This is a genomic window from Desulfobacterales bacterium (assembly GCA_029211065.1).
In the GTDB taxonomy this organism is placed as follows: Bacteria; Desulfobacterota; Desulfobacteria; order Desulfobacterales; family JARGFK01; genus JARGFK01.
On record JARGFK010000057.1, the window covers coordinates 16,107 to 30,774 of the forward strand.

Annotated in this window: 12 protein-coding genes; 8 read left to right on the forward strand and 4 right to left on the reverse strand. The window is 53.5% G+C overall.

Translation table 11 applies throughout. The features are described from left to right. Positions 1–40 precede the first annotated feature (40 nt). From P1P89_13385 to P1P89_13395, 3 genes are all read right to left on the reverse strand, one after another. Entirely contained in the window at positions 41–1,516 is a 1,476-nt protein-coding gene (locus P1P89_13385) for a hypothetical protein (GenBank protein ID MDF1592504.1), read from the reverse strand. A gap of 197 nt (positions 1,517–1,713) precedes the next feature. Further along, entirely contained in the window at positions 1,714–2,253 is a 540-nt protein-coding gene (locus tag P1P89_13390) for a 4Fe-4S dicluster domain-containing protein (GenBank protein MDF1592505.1), read from the reverse strand. Between the two features lie 146 nt (positions 2,254–2,399). Next, positions 2,400–3,128, reverse strand: a complete 729-nt coding sequence (locus P1P89_13395) for a FadR/GntR family transcriptional regulator (GenBank protein ID MDF1592506.1) — start codon at positions 3,126–3,128, stop codon at positions 2,400–2,402. 279 nt (positions 3,129–3,407) lie between these two features. Here P1P89_13395 and P1P89_13400 point away from each other — a divergent pair, with 279 nt between their 5' ends. The 3 genes from P1P89_13400 to P1P89_13410 all read left to right on the forward strand — a co-directional run bounded on the left by P1P89_13400 (position 3,408) and on the right by P1P89_13410 (position 7,290). Continuing rightward, the gene (locus P1P89_13400; protein MDF1592507.1) at positions 3,408–4,226 is read left to right on the forward strand and encodes a cytidylate kinase family protein; all 819 of its coding nucleotides are present in this window, start codon (positions 3,408–3,410) and stop codon (positions 4,224–4,226) included. Positions 4,227–4,406: 180 nt separating this feature from the next. Beyond that, positions 4,407–6,491, forward strand: coding sequence for an elongation factor G (gene fusA / locus P1P89_13405; protein MDF1592508.1), 2,085 nt, complete (start codon positions 4,407–4,409; stop codon positions 6,489–6,491). Then, entirely contained in the window at positions 6,481–7,290 is an 810-nt protein-coding gene (locus tag P1P89_13410) for an AAA family ATPase (protein ID MDF1592509.1), read from the forward strand. The genes fusA and P1P89_13410 overlap by 11 nt, the downstream gene beginning before the upstream one ends. Positions 7,291–7,517: 227 nt before the next feature. Here the strand turns inward: P1P89_13410 and P1P89_13415 are convergent, their stop codons facing one another. Continuing rightward, on the reverse strand, positions 7,518–9,671 hold the full coding sequence (locus tag P1P89_13415) for an alpha/beta fold hydrolase (GenBank protein ID MDF1592510.1): 2,154 nt from the start codon (positions 9,669–9,671) through the stop codon (positions 7,518–7,520). A gap of 214 nt (positions 9,672–9,885) precedes the next feature. Between P1P89_13415 and P1P89_13420 the strand changes: the two genes are divergently transcribed. The 5 genes from P1P89_13420 to P1P89_13440 all read left to right on the forward strand — a co-directional run bounded on the left by P1P89_13420 (position 9,886) and on the right by P1P89_13440 (position 14,524). After that, the gene (locus tag P1P89_13420; GenBank protein MDF1592511.1) at positions 9,886–10,314 is read left to right on the forward strand and encodes an NIL domain-containing protein; all 429 of its coding nucleotides are present in this window, start codon (positions 9,886–9,888) and stop codon (positions 10,312–10,314) included. Next, entirely contained in the window at positions 10,311–11,390 is a 1,080-nt protein-coding gene (gene mnmA / locus P1P89_13425) for a tRNA 2-thiouridine(34) synthase MnmA (GenBank protein MDF1592512.1), read from the forward strand. Before P1P89_13420 ends, mnmA begins: the two co-directional genes overlap by 4 nt. Next, positions 11,383–12,696 (forward strand): tRNA (N(6)-L-threonylcarbamoyladenosine(37)-C(2))-methylthiotransferase MtaB, encoded by a 1,314-nt coding sequence (mtaB, locus tag P1P89_13430; protein ID MDF1592513.1) that lies wholly within the window; start codon positions 11,383–11,385, stop codon positions 12,694–12,696. Before mnmA ends, mtaB begins: the two co-directional genes overlap by 8 nt. Positions 12,697–12,930: 234 nt before the next feature. Next, the gene (locus tag P1P89_13435) at positions 12,931–13,548 is read left to right on the forward strand and encodes a DUF47 family protein (protein MDF1592514.1); all 618 of its coding nucleotides are present in this window, start codon (positions 12,931–12,933) and stop codon (positions 13,546–13,548) included. Further along, entirely contained in the window at positions 13,541–14,524 is a 984-nt protein-coding gene (locus P1P89_13440; protein ID MDF1592515.1) for an inorganic phosphate transporter, read from the forward strand. Before P1P89_13435 ends, P1P89_13440 begins: the two co-directional genes overlap by 8 nt. Positions 14,525–14,668: the final 144 nt, after the last annotated feature.

Genomic DNA, 14,668 nt, shown 5'->3' on the forward strand with positions numbered 1-14,668 from the left:
GGCGCCGCTCCTGTTGGATCGACCCGAAAAGACAACAGCATTATTTCGTAAACCATTCCAATAGCTCCTGGGCTTCGGCCGGATGATCAAAACCGGTCAACTGTCCGCCGTTGGCTGCCAGCAGATCGGACAGCCGGTCACGCACACTGCTGCTCCCCCAAAAGGGAATCGGATCGGCAAAGGCCACCTTGCACCCCAGCAGCGCCAAGCCCAATGCAACCGGGAGATCACGGCAGTCCTTGCCGCCGATAAAGAGGATGCCTTTCAGGCGGTCCGGTTTTCCGGCAAGCGACAGACCCGCTGCAAACTGCAAAGGTCCCAGTTGGGGATCCAAAATTGAAACCGGGTCGCTCGCTTTTTTTGAGGTTAAACCGTTTTTCATCATCCAGACTGCCGCGTCCCCCCAGCCGGCGACCTGGATGCCGGCGCCCCGTAAGGCCATGGCAAGCGCCACCGGCAAATGCCCCAGGGGATAATGCAAACTGTCGGAACCGCCCAAGAGCGCAAACCGGCTTTTTGGCTTTTTGGGGGTTGATCCCTTCCGTTCCGTAAGCGCCGTCGTGACCACGCCCGCTTCCATCAGGTGGGATTCAAAGGTGATTTCCGGCCGGGGCGCGTGGCTGTGAAATTGGCGCGCCGATTTCAGGATCTTGGCTGCATCGGATTTGTCTTCTGCCCTTGCAACCGGCACGTCCATCTTGGCGGCGGTCTCGATTACACCCGGGTCTGCACCGGCGCCGGCAACAAGGAAATGAATCGCACGGGCGCTCAACAGCAGCTCCGCTTCAGCCGAGCTGCACGCAAGGGGGAGGTAGCCTTTAGCGGCGGGAATCCAGTCGCCCAAAGACACGAGCCGAACAGAAGCGCCTGATTTGCCGGCTGCCGCCGACCCAAGGGCTTCAACCAGTTTTCGCGGCGGCTGTCCGGCAATGGCAATAGTGACATGTCCGCCGGACAACACGCCGTAGCCGGCCTGAACCGTGCGGTCTTTCCCTTTATCCTCATGAACTTGTTGCCCCAAAAGCCCCACAGCCAGCAGACTCAGCACCAGCGTTTGTTCCAGAAGAACCCCGAAGGGGTCTGCCGGCCGCTGGAGCAGGGCGGCACTTTTAAATATTTGAGCTGTGGAAAGGGATTTAGGCGCAACTCCCTTGATTGCTTTTGCCGCAGATTTCTTTAACCCAGGCGCAAAAGAGACTGTCGGCGCTGCATCCGACAACGCAATATCGTTTAGAATCGTCAATGTGCCCTGGAGACAGATGCGCAACAGCATCGCCGCCACCATTGCATCGCGGTCCATACCGCACAGCCCGCGGTCAGGCCCGCGTCCAAAAGGATCGATGCGGCAGGGTCCTTGGAGGCAGCCGAATGGGCAGCTCAGTCCCAGCCGCAGAAAACCATCCTGGGGCTGCAACTTTTCATAACGGTCCCAGTTAAGCGCAATCCCGTTTTTGGCTGCCAGGCGAAGCAGCTCCTGACTGACCGGATCAACCGTTTTCAGATGAATTGTTTCCATAAAAAGTTTAACTTCCAAAAGTTATTAAATCTGCAATTAAATATACCAACTTTTCATTTCTTTTTGTCATTCCCGCGCAGGCGCGAATCCAGTATTCTCAAAAACTTATCTGGATTCCGGCTCTCCTCCCGCAGGGCGGGATGCGGCCGGAATGACATATTTAATTGCCGGGTTATATTATAAAATCAGATTCTAATTTATTTCACCAAATCCAGCAGCAACATTTTGCCGTCTTTTTTAAAGGCAGTGCCCTCCTGAATCAATTTTGCCCGTTTCCCATGGAGCAGCGCTTCGAACTCGTCTACATCCACGAGTTCGAGTGCCCGGGTCGGGCAGACATCCACGCAGATCGGGTTTTCCATATACAGGCAACGATCGCACTTAAGGGCGATTCCCCGCTGGGGCCAGGGATAGATTGCCCCATAGGGACAGAAAAGGGTGCAGGTCCAGCATCCAATACAACGGTTTTCATGAATTACCACCATCTGGGTTTCCGGGTCCCGCACCAGCGCACCGGTGAGACAGGCGTCCAGACACGGCGCCTGCCGGCAGTGTCGGCACTGGAGCGTTACCGGCACTTGATTACACCCCTCAACCCTTACCCGCGCCTGGGGCAAAGGCGCTTCCTGCACCGACCGCAACAGGAATTTACTATTGCTGCCCCTTTCAGTGGCACAATACAGTTCACAGGTTTTACATCCGGTACAGCGGTCCAGATGGACACCGATCACTTTCACAAAAATCCCTCCTCGGGCTGAATGGATAAAATGAAGAAAACCCCGCAGAGACACCTCGCAAACGCTGATGGGTCGCTGCAGGGTACAAATAATTTTTAAATTCCTTAATCTGTCGCTTTCCTGGCCGGGCCCCGATTTTGTACGGGCTAACTCATATTGTAAAGCTGTTCAAGCACCGTGTCCAAATCCTCTTCCAGGGCTTGAATCGCTTTTTCAGCGTTCCTTTCCTCAAAAGCGGCCACGATCATTTTATGAACATCCATCATCGGTTCAATCCGTTTCGGGTTCAGCTCATAGTAGCGGCATCGCATGCTGCGCCACAACGGTTGATTGGTAAAACTGAGCAGCCGATCCATGATATCGACAATCAGGCTGTTTCCGGTGGCCTGGGCAATGGAAAGATGAAAGTCTTTCCCTTGTTTGGTATAGGCATCATAATCACCTTCAAGCCCTTTTTCATGCTTTTTATGCCACGCATCCCGGATACGCTGGATATCGGCGTCCGTCGCCAGCTTGATGGCCTGATGGATGACCCCCGACTCGATTGCTTTTCGGGCCTGAATGATTTCATAAGGACTGTCGCTTTGTTCAAGGATGGTCTGCACTTGCGACGACAGGTGGTCACTGATCAGGGGTTTGAAAACATAGGTGCCGTCCCCCGGACGGGTTTCAAGGACACCGACGATTTGCAGTGCACTGATGGCCTCTCTCACCGAAGGCCGGCTGACGCCCATCTGCTCGGCAATAATGCGTTCCGGCGGAAGCTTGCTGCTGACGGGATACTGCCCGGTTCTGATCAACTGTAAAATCTGCTCGGCAATGATTGAACTCTTGCTCTTAAACTTGATCTGGGTAATTTTTTCGAACTGCCGCATCTGTCATCCTTTTTGGTCTGACCAGTAATACAGGTAATTAACTATTATTAATTAATATGTTGATTTGTCAAGTAAAAAAAACTTTCAATGATATTATTAATACCGGCACAACATAAAGGCAAATCGTGGGCCGGAGCGCACCTGAATCACTACCAAAAGTTGAGAGAGAGACGCCCTGATCCCTTGACCGGTCCATTACAATGGTTAGATTATAACAAATCAAAACTTTTTGTGGCTAATTTTTAAGGTCTTCTTGAAACAAATCAGAGGAGGTGCCCAATGTCATTAATAACAATTTCGCAGAGTATGGGAAGTGCCGATCCGGACATTGCCAAAATTGTTGCAAATAAGTTGAATCTGGAACTGTTCGATGATCAACGCTTGCGGGATCGGGCAATGCAGCTGGAGATTAAATCCGAGGATCTTAAGGGTCTGGACGAAAAGGCGCCCGGATTTTTTGACCGTTTCTTAAGTTCCAAGCCGGAGTCTTACCTTGAATATATGGAATCCGTCATATATGAAGTCGCCAAAGAGGGACAGGGCGTTATTATGGGTCACGGCAGCCAGATACTGCTGCGGGATTTCGGGTGTGCCCTGCACGTCCTCATCCATGCGTCGGAACCCTACCGGATTGAGCAGCTGGGGAAAAAACAGGGGCTGGGTCCTGAAGTTGCCCGAAAGCTCATTCTAAAGAGTGATAATGAGAAAAAAGGATTTTTTAAATTTGCATTCAATCTGAACTGGGACGATCCGTCGCTGTACGATTTAATGATAAATTCAGGCAAACTGGGCAGTGAAGCGGCCGCAAGTCTCATCATCGCAACCGCCCGCCTGGATGAAATCAAGACCTGCAGTCTGACTGCGCTGGAAACCATGGAAAAACTGTCACAGGAAAGAGCTGTCCGGGCGGTTCTCTTAAAGCACAACGTCAACCTGACCCTGCTGCACCTGGAAGTACCTCAAAAAGGGACCCTTGCTTTAAGGGGGTTTGCTTACAGCGAAGAGGATAAAGAGCGCGTTATCAAATTGGTTAAATCCGTTCCGGGCATTGCATCAGTTACGCCTGAAATATCGATCCTGGAATATATGGATGTATAAATCATATTGACAAACACAAATTAAATAAATAGTCTACTGAAATTTTAATTACAGCCGCATGGCAATCCCCCATCTGGTCGTTTGGTTGTCCACGACCTCTGTTGCGGGGGTTTTTTTGTCCCAAAAGCTGCGAAACGGGATTTATTAAATTATTCTATTGTTTTCAAAGGAAAAAGTGTCATGAAAAGTGAGATTTTAAAAGTCAGGAACATCGGAATCAGCGCTCATATCGACGCCGGAAAAACAACCCTTACCGAAAGAATCCTTTTTTACACCAAGCGGATTCATGCCATCCACGACGTGAAGGGCAAAGACGGCATCGGGGCCACCATGGATTCCATGGAACTGGAAAAAGAACGCGGGATTACCATCGCCTCGGCCGCGACATACTGTGAATGGCGCGAACATGAAATCAATATCATCGACACCCCCGGTCATGTCGACTTCACCATCGAGGTCGAACGCTCCCTGCGGGTGTTGGACGGCGCGGTACTGGTGCTCTGTTCGGTGGGGGGCGTACAATCTCAGTCCATTACCGTGGACCAGCAGATGAAGCGCTACAAGGTCCCCTGCATCGCCTTTATCAATAAATGCGACCGCAGCGGCGCCAACCCCTCCCGGGTCATCAACCAGCTCAGGGAAAAACTGGGCCACAACGCCGTTGCCTTGCAGATACCCATCGGCCTTGAAGCCGACCTCCGGGGAATGGTGGACCTGGTCAGAATGAAAGCCCTCTATTTTGACGGCGAAAATGGTGAAACCGTCCGGATGGAAGAAATTCCCGAAAATCTTCTGGCGGAAGCCGCCCGCCAAAGGGAGATACTGATCGATTCCGCCGCCATGTTCTCGGATGAACTGACCGAGGCGGCCCTTGAAGACAGCGTCACCGATGAGCTGCTCATTGCGGCGATTCGAAAGGCGACCCTGACACGGGAATTCACGCCGGTTTTTTTGGGCTCTGCATACAAGAATAAAGGTGTGCAGCCGCTGCTGGACGCTGTCACCGATTTGCTGCCCTGCCCGGCCGATGTTGAAAACATGGCGCTCGATATGGACAACCAGGAAACACCTGTCCGGCTGGTCCCCGACATTGCCAATCCCGTGGTGGCCCTGGCATTCAAGCTTGAAGACGGCCAGTACGGCCAGCTCACGTATATCCGGGTTTACCAGGGCAACCTGGCCAAAGGCGACACCATTATCAACGTCCGCACCCAGAAAAAAGTGAAGGTCGGCCGCCTGGCCCGGATGCATGCCGACCAGATGGAAGAAATCAGCAGGATTCCGGCCGGCTTTATCGGCGCCCTTTTCGGCATCGACTGCGCCTCCGGCGACACCTTCGTGAGTCCCGGCCTCAGTCTCACCATGACATCCATGTATGTCCCCATGCCGGTCATCTCCCTTGCGATTGTCCCTGAAGACCACAAAGCTGAAATCAACATGTCCAAAGCCCTCAACCGGTTTACCAAGGAAGACCCGACCTTCAAGGCCTATGTCGATGAAGAAACCAATGAAACCATCATCTCGGGCATGGGGGAGCTGCACCTGGAGGTTTATGTCGAGCGCATGCGCCGGGAGTACAAGGCAGGGGTCACCACCGGCGCGCCGCGCGTGGCCTATCGTGAAACCATCACCCAGATGGCCGAGTTTAACTATATCCATAAAAAGCAGACCGGCGGCTCCGGTCAGTACGGCCGCGTGGCCGGCTACATGGAGCCCACCAGTGAAGAAGATTTTATCTTTGAAAGCAAGGTAACGGGCGGTTCCATCCCCACCCAGTATATCCCGGCCTGCGAAAAAGGATTCCGCAACTGCCTGGCCAAGGGGCCCAAGCTGCAATTTCCGGTTACCGGCATCAAGGTCGTCATCAACGACGGGGCCTCCCACGCGGTGGACTCGTCCGACATGGCCTTTCAGGCTGCCGCCCGGGGCGCCTTTCTGGAAGGATATGCCAGGGCCAAGGCGGTCATCCAGGAGCCCATCATGAAAGTGGTGGTGGAAACCCCTACGGAATTTCAGGGGCCGGTCATGGGATCACTGAATCAGCGCCGGGGCATCATCGTCGGTTCCCAGGACGAGGGCGTCATGTGCGTGATTGAAACCCAGGTCCCCTTGGCTGAAATGTTCGGCTATTCCACAGTTCTACGGTCGCTGACCCAGGGCAAGGCCCAGTTTACCATGGAATTTTTCAACTATAAAACGGTACCGGTTTCGATAACTGAAGAAATCATCCGAAAAGCCCAAGAAGAAAAAAAGAATGTCGCCTGATAACACCCGTGTTGAAGCCATGGACGCGTCAGCTACGGCCAATGTGATATATCTGAAAGAAAGGAGTTTCTTTATGCTGAAAAAGGACCTGATCCTCCGGAACCCGTTGCGGCTCCTGGGAAATGAGCAGGAAACCATTCTGTCACCGGGCGGCTTCGGCGCCATCCTGGCGCGCGCCGGCGTGGGCAAGACATCCCTGATGGTGCAGCTCGCCCTCAATACCCTCTTGGGCAACCGGAACGTTCTGCATATCAGCATGAATGATCCGGTAAAAAAAGTCAGCCTCTGGTACGAAGAGGTTTTCCGGCATATTGCTGATAAATACCAGCTGGCACAGATAGATCAGCTCTGGGAAGGGATCCTGCCGCACCGGTTTATCATGACGTTTAAAGTCGAGGTGTTCAGCGTGCCCAAACTGGAAGAACGCCTCACCGACCTGACCGAGCAGGGCATTTTTTTTCCCAACATGATCATCATCGACGGGCTCCCCTTTACGGAAAGCGCCCGTGAAATGCTGCAGGAATTAAAACAATTGGCCTTGAAGCATGCCCTGCATGTCTGGTTTTCCGTTCGCACCCATCGCCATGAAACCGTTGATACAGACCCCGACGGCGTCCCCTCCGCGTTTCAGAATGTCGCCGACTTGTTTGAGGTGTTGATCGGCCTGAAGCCCGAAGGCGAAGAAATTCATGTCCGGGTCTTGAAAGGCGGCAGTGCGGACAGGGACCCCAGGGGGTTGCAGCTGGACCCGGCCACCATGCTGATCATGGATATCGCCGACAAGGCAGCTGCCGTCTGAAAATTCGAATATCGAAGCACGAAATTCGAAACAATAGTCAATGATCAAAATTCAAATGACCGAAACAGTATGTAGTCTACCCCCCCATCGGAACGCCCGATTGTTTTTGTCATTTAACCAATCGAATTTTGTATTTGTTTCGGATTTCGAATTTATTTTTTGGTTTTAACTGTTAGCGGAAAATCCTTTGTAAGTTTCAAGGCTCCGTCCCCGTTTGGTTCCGAAAGTCATTTCAGGTGCATGATAAAGTCATTGATGGCCCGGTGCACGCGCTCGGCCCCCGGCCCCAGCAGGATGCCGTGGCGGTTGAAATTAAACAGGGTGTACGCTTTGTCGGCAGACCCCAGCTGTTCGAACGCACGGCGGGACCCTTTGGGATCCACGACCGGATCCCGGCGTGACTGTATTACCAGCGCCGGAGATGTGATTTCCCCCAGCTTGGGCGCCAGCGCTTCCATCAGGCGCTCCAGCTCCCTGATGCCCGCCACCGGATTCCGCACATAATTGATATGCGGGTTTTCAGGCCTGTTTTCCACAAATTCTTTTTGGGCGCCTTCCCAGTGCACCCTTTTCATGATCCGGTTCCAACCATCCACCGCCGGAACGAATTTGGAAGAAAAGTCCTGCAGCCGCATCGGCGGCGAAACCGCAAAGATCCCCGCAATGTCCTTTATCCGGGCGGCAAGGTCCAGCGCCAGACCGGCGCCGGTGGAAAACCCGCCCACGACGACCCGCCGGCAGTGGTTCCGGATGATGCCGTAGCCCAAGTCCACCGACTTGACCCAGTCCTTATAGGTTCGCGTTGCCAGGTCCGCGGGAGATGTGCCGTGCCCTTTGAGGCGCGGGGCAAAAACCCAGAGCCCCTGCCGCCCCAGGTATTCCGCCAGTTCTTTCACCTCCAGCGGCGATGCCATGTATCCGTGTATCACCAGCACGCCGATATCCCGGGACCTCCCCCGGATCAGATACGGCCGGCCGCTGTCCAACGGTTTGGATTCCCCCTTTATGAAAAAAGTTTTATAATCCGTCTGGAATTCACTTTCAGCCAGCTTCAGCAGATGCGCGTCGATCTGCCGGCGGACCCAGAATTTCGGCGTCCATGCCAGCCGTTTGAGCCGCCGCTGCAGCTGTGTCAGCGGCTCCACCTCATTGGCAATGACTTCCACCGGGTTGTCGATGCGAATGCGATGAAAGTTCAGCGGCGATGTAAATTTAGATTTGTTTTTTACCAGGTTGTTCCGCTGCCGATCTAAAACCCCTTTTTCAAGGGACAGGGACAGAAAGTCCCTGAACTTGTGAAAAGAATCATCCGCCAGCAGGTGGATCTGATCCTGCTGGAGGGCCTGGTGGAAATACACGCAGAAATCCTTCAGGTCCAGGGCGGCTGCCAGAAATGCCCGCTGACGCAGATCGTAGCGGTCGATCTTGCGGGCCGGCATCAACCGCAGGATCGAACTGAACAGATGATCATGGTTGACGGTGGTCAGGCTGTAAATATCGGACATATACCGCTGCATCACCCGGACGGATACCTTGCGCATCAATTGCCGGGACGGGATGGGATCGTCAAAGTTGATTGCGCCCCTTGCGGCAATGTCCCGGCCTATTTTGGCCTCGTCCAGATAGGGTGCGATGTCGATGGGCCGGCCGAAGCGGACATCGATATCAACACCGGACAAAAACATGGTCCCCTCGGTCATCAGCTCTTCCTTCATACGTTCCGGCAGATTTTCAACCAGCTGGGCCGCCAAATCGCTGAGGGTGTTTTCCTTGGCCCGGATCGGATAGTAGGTGATGTTCACCGGAACGATATGGGTGCTGACCTGAGAAACCGCCGCCATTGTATCGATCTTGAAAAGGTCCAGGAGCCTTTCAGCCTCTTCCGGCGCCGCGCTGCGGATCTCTCTCAGGCGCCGGCGGTAAAATTCCGTTCGCAACGCCAGTGTCGCCGCACCGGTGTGGGGCGGGTGCCTGGCGCCGGCAGCCGTGATCATGAAGTGTCCTTTTTCAACGGTCTTTTTGCTTTTGACCATCCGGCCCTCAGGAAAAATGATCCAGGCGGCCTCGCCCGTGAGCAGGGTTTTTACGATCAGTCGGTCCCGGTCGGGGTTTTTGGTGGATACCCCCCCCACCGAATTGAGAAAGCTTCCGAAAGCGCCCTTGAACAGACTGAAGTCGGCCAGCGACCATATCGGAATGCCTGTCAGCCGGTTGATGTGATACGGCATCAGCAGGGTTTCAATTCGGGTAAAGTGATTGATGACGAATAGGGTGGGCCCTTTGGGGATGTTTTCTTCCCCGTGAAAGTAGATGCGGGCCTTTAAGAGACTCGACAGGGTTTTGATGGCCAGGCCGGTTGTCCGATAGGCGAATGGATTCATATGGTCTAAACTCAGATAATAAGGTTTTGCGAAATATTCGAGAATTGCACCTTTTTAGGGATATTCCTTAAATCTAAAGTTCATATTGACATCATTCCATATTATTTTTAAATTAATATGTTTTCACTAAAAAATAAAGGGTCTCTTTCAAAATGTAACCGTCGAACCCATGTCCGGGAACGGGCGCTTTTTGAATTTTTTCAGGAGGTATAAAGTGTATTCAAAGATTCTGATACTGCGGTTTCCCCAGACCGAAGTGCAAAAGCCCATCGTGTGCCAGCTTGCCCGGGCCTACGATCTGACATTTAATATCCTAAACGCCGCCGTGCTCCCGCGCAAACAAGGCATCATGGTTCTTGAACTTTCCGGAGACAAAAAAAACTTCCGGGAAGGCGTGAAATATTTGAAGGATCAAAATGTAAACGTCCAAAACGCAGACCAGGAAGTCAAGCGCAGCAAAAAAAAGTGCACCCACTGCGGCGCCTGCACGGCCGTTTGCCCCACCGGCGCCCTTTCCGTTCAGCGCCCGGAAATGAGCGTCGAATTTGATCAGCAAAAATGCAGCGTCTGCGAGCTTTGCGTGCCGGCCTGCCCCACCCGGGCCATGAGCATCCGCCCGGTCAACTCGATAAATTTTGGATGAAACCGCTGACTGCCATTGCCATCAGCGGCGGGGTCGACTCCATGATGGCGGCGTATCGATTGCGGCAGCAGGGCCATGCGGTCATCGGAATCCATTTCCTCACCGGCTATGAAACCGCTTTATCTTCCCCTTCGACGGAAAACCTGTCCCAAGACCGCAAAAATACCATCGCCGCCGGAATCTCCGAACTCGCCGGCCGGCTTGAAATACCTTTTAGAATCCTCGACTTGAGCTCACAATTCAAAGAGGACGTCATTCGCTATTTTATTGACGGTTATGAAAAGGGCCGTACGCCCAATCCCTGTATGGTCTGTAACCCGCAGATCAAGTTCGGCGCCCTCCTTGACTTTGCCCGCACCCTGGGCGCCGAATGCCTGGCAACCGGTCATTACGCCCGCATCAGAACCGACGACAGCGGCCGATGTCATCTCCTGCGCGGGGTCGACCGCACCAAAGACCAGTCTTATTTTCTGGCATTCCTGCGCCAGGACCAGCTTTGCCGGGCGGTCTTTCCCCTGGGTGAATTTACCAAAACAGCCGTCAAGGAGATGGCGGCCCTGAACGGCCTTAAACCGCTTTCGAGTGACGAAAGCCAGGACATCTGTTTCATTAAAGGGCTCAGCTACGGTGAGTTTCTGGCCCGGCAGCCGAACTTTACGCCCCAACCCGGACCCATTGCGGATGTGGACGGAAACGTTATCGGACGGCACAACGGCCTGCACCTCTTTACCATCGGCCAGCGCCGGGGGATCAACTGCCCTTCATCCGAACCCTATTACGTCCTAGAGATCGACAAACCCCAAAATCGTCTGATCGTCGGTTTTGAAAAAGACCTGGGCGCTCTCCAGTGCCGGGTTACGGACATCAATTGGATCAACGGCATGCCACCCCCGGCCCCCCTTAAAGTGAAAACGCGCGTGCGCTACCGCCACAGCGCCGCGCCATCTGTTGTAACACCCATAGACGACCGGACCGCCGCCGTTACTTTCGATGAAGCCGAAGCTGCCATCACCCCCGGCCAGGGGGCGGTCTTTTATCAGGGTGACGAGGTCTTGGGAGGGGGGTGGATTGCCTAAATTTATCATCACCACGCTGGGCTGCAAGGTCAACCAGTATGAATCCGAAACCATTGCCGCAGCCTTGGAAAAGTCCGGCTGGACCGATGAAGCCCAAAGCGCCGCCGGCGCTGAAGTGTGCATCATCAACACCTGCGCCGTCACCAGGAAAGCAGCCATGCAGTCCCGCCAGGCCGTTCGCCAGGCTCTCAAGGCCCACCCCGGAGCGCGCATCCTGGTGACCGGATGTTATGCCCAGACCGATCCCGACGCGTTAAAAAAAATTGCCGGCATCAGTTGCGTGCTAGGCCACGCCGCCAAGCACGCCATCCCGGACATGTTGACATCCCCACCGGACAGCCCGGGGCCACTCGCCGCCGTCGGTTTCAAGCCAGCAGCAGCACCGCCATTCAGGGAGCCGGCACTGACCGTCCCCAAGAGCCGCACCCGGCCGTTTTTAAAAATCCAGGACGGCTGCGATGCCTTTTGCTCCTACTGCATCGTCCCCTATGCCCGGGGCCGTAGTTGCAGCATGCCTTTTGAAAATGTCATGGAAAATATTCGACGTTTGGCCCGGGCCGGTTTCCACGAGGTGGTCCTCTGCGGCGTGCATCTGGGCTGCTACGGCCAGGACCTTGACCCGCCCGCCAGCCTCTTTGCGGTATTACGGCAGGTGGATTCCGACCGGCCGATCGACCGCCTCAGGCTCAGCTCCATCGAACCGCGGGAAATTTCCGAGGATATCATCAATCTGACGGCTGCTTCAAAACAGCTCTGTCATCATTTTCACATCCCGCTGCAAAGCGGGGATGATACGATCCTGGAGCGCATGAAGCGGCCTTATTCCCGGAGTTTTTTCAGGGAACTGGTCCTTAAAATACGTGCCGCCATGCCGGATGCAGCCATCGGCGCGGATGTTCTCATCGGGTTTCCGGGTGAAACCGAGGCTGCCTTTCAAAACACGGTGGACCTGATCGAGGAACTGCCTTTGACCTATTTGCATGTGTTCCCCTTTTCAGCCCGCAAGGGCACCCCGGCCGACACTTTTACCGGCAAGGTCCCCGCCCAGGTCATCAAATCAAGATGTCACAGTCTGCGTCAGATTGGCGCCGCCATAAAAAAGGATTTTTACAGGCGCTTTATCGGCCGGACCCTGCCGGTGCTCATTGAAGGCCGGCGGGACGCCTCCGGCATGCTCAAGGGATTTACCGCCAATTATCTGCCGGTAGGTTTAAGTGGCGGGGACAACCTGAAAAATACCATCGTCCCTGTCCGGATCGAATCCATTGAAAAGGATCTTACCCTCCGCGGCACACTCTCAGAGTAATAACCGGGTCCAGAGAACTCGGCTTTGATTATCCCTGGAAGGGAATATTTTATTGTTGTTTGTACTTCTAATTTTGTATCAGTTCATATCGGCAGAGCCAAAGACCTCTCCATATTAAGATCTCTTTTCCCTGATTGTTCTTGACCTTCCCTTTGGAATTGGATAATTCATTTCTCGCTTAAATATGCTTTTTAACACCTCTTCATAACTCCATCCTACACAGGGTATTAAGTGATGAAATTTTTTAAGAAAGAGACCGATTTTTTTGAAATTTTCGAGTGTATGGGTGACAACCTTGTCAAAGCATCCGCCGCCTTAGTTGATTTTTTTAACGATTTCAGTAATATATCAAATAAAATCAAGCACATTAAAGACCTGGAACACGATAACGATCTGCTGACCCATGAAATCATACGGAAGCTGAACCAGACATTTATTACCCCCATCGACCGGGAAGATATTCATCTGCTGGCGACGAGAATGGATGATATTTTAGACCTGATGTGGGGTGCGGTGGAAAGATCCCAGATATTCAACCTGAAATCGTCAACAGTCGAGGCAGCCGCCCTGGCAAAAACCCTGGCAGCAATGATCGACCTGGTCTACCGCGCTGTGAATCATCTCAAGAAAAAAGAATATGGATACATTCAGGATCTGTGTATCCAGATTCATGGCCTTGAAAATCAGAATGACAGTCAATTCAGAGAAGCGCTCGGAAAATTATTCGAAGAAATTCAAGATCCGGTCATGATCATCAAGTGGAAAGATATTTATCAAAACCTCGAAAATGCCTCCGACCGCTGTGAAGACGTTGCCAATACACTGGAGTCAATCGTCCTGAAATATGCTTGAAATCATACTGATAATCGTCATCCTGGCCGTGTTTTTCGACGTCAGCAACGGATGGAACGATTCGGCAAATGCCATTGCCACGGTTGTTTCCACCCGGGTGCTGTCACCCCTCCAGGCGATCATCATGGCCGCCGTCATGAACATTCTGGGCGCTTTTGCTTTCACGGCGGTGGCCAAAACCATCGGGTCGGGAATCGTAAGCCCGACCGCTGTAACCGATACCGTGGTCATAGCCGCCCTTGTGACCGCGACACTATGGAACACCGTTATGACAAAGTTCGGCATGCCCATCAGCTGCTCGCATGCACTCATCGGTGGGTTGATCGGCGCCTCCATCGCCTATGGCGGCGCGGGGATACTGAACGTCGGCGGGATTACCAAGATTTTTATGTCCCTGCTGATTTCCCCTTTTGTCGGGCTTCTGTTGGGGTATCTGTTCATGAAACTCTTGATAATGGTTTTTGGGCAATTTCCACCCGGCAAGCTCAACCGGCATTTCGGAAGGCTGCAGATCCTCTCCTCGGCATGCATGGCTTTCAGCCATGGTTCCAATGACGCCCAGAAGGCCATGGGTATCATCACCCTGTCGCTGGTCAGCGGCGGCCTGCTACAGTCTCTGGAAGTCCCCTTCTGGGTTATTCTGACATGCGCCCTTGCCATGGGAACCGGCACCGCCCTGGGCGGGTGGCGCGTCATCAAGACCCTGGGCGTCAATATGCTCAAGCTTGAGCCGATTCACGGATTTGCCGCCGAAACATCCGCAGCCGCCACCATCATCGTCTCAAGCCTTTTCGGCCTGCCCGTCAGCACCACCCATGTAGTAACCACCTCCATCATGGGAGTCGGTTCCACCCGAAGATTTTCAGCCGTTCGCTGGGGGCTTGCAGGCAAAATTCTCACGGCCTGGGTTTTTACGTTGCCGATCTGCTTTGCGGCCGGATGGCTGACAGAAGAACTCTTTCTGTTTCTTTGGTAGGGACCGAAAAAACCGCTCAGATCAGGCAGCCCCGGCTTCCCTCTTTATTTTTTGAGTAGAGTAGAGAAGCAGGTGACAACGTTTAGGCTTCGGCATACATCCGTATCAAGGTTTCCCCGTCGTGGCTCATTATCCGCATGCCCT